Origin of the sequence: Mesorhizobium sp. M4A.F.Ca.ET.090.04.2.1 (assembly GCF_003999085.1) — a bacterium.
In the GTDB taxonomy this organism is placed as follows: Bacteria; Pseudomonadota; Alphaproteobacteria; order Rhizobiales; family Rhizobiaceae; genus Mesorhizobium.
On sequence record NZ_RZOT01000995.1, the window covers coordinates 1 to 641 of the forward strand.

The window sequence follows — 641 nt, forward strand, 5'->3', positions numbered from 1 at the left end:
GCGAGGATCTGGTCGGCCATGCCCGACGCATCCTCGCCGTCCACACCGAGGCCTGGCTGGCGCTGAAGGGCGCGCGTGCCGGCGGCCGCGTTGCCATCGGCACGACGCAGGATTTTGCCGATCGTGGCCTGCCGGAGCTGCTGCGCTCCTTCGCCGTCAGCCATCCGCGCGTCAGGATCGAATTGCGCGTCGGCCGCTCGGCCGAGCTTGCACAGGCACTGCAGGCCGGCCAGCTCGATCTCGCGATCACCATGCGCCAGGCCCCGGCATCGGACGAGGTCGCGGTGATCGGCGAGCCGATGCGCTGGCTCTGCTCGCAAAAAGGGCTGGCTGCGCGCGAAGAGGAGTTACCTCTGGCACTGCTCGATCCGCATTGCGGTTTTCGCGAAGCAGCGCTTGCGGCGCTCGACGCGGCGGGCCGCCGCTATCGCATCGCCGCCGGCAGCGCCAGCCTCGCCGGCCTGCGCACGGCGGTCGATGCCGGCATCGCGCTGACCCTGCGCACGGCGCGCTTTGCCCATTCCGGCATTGTCGAAGCGCCGCGCGAGCTTGGCTTGCCGCCGGTTCCGACGGCCGAGTTCGCCATCCGGCTGCGGCCGGAGGCCGACCGGCCGGCGCGGGACCTGGCCGCGCTGTTCGGC

Annotated in this window: 1 protein-coding gene; it reads left to right on the forward strand. The window is 72.2% G+C overall.

Annotated features, from left to right (window positions below; all coding sequences use genetic code 11):
- Nucleotides 1–641: LysR substrate-binding domain-containing protein (locus EN781_RS33700; RefSeq protein ID WP_127400788.1), on the forward strand; the 641-nt coding region annotated here is incomplete at both ends.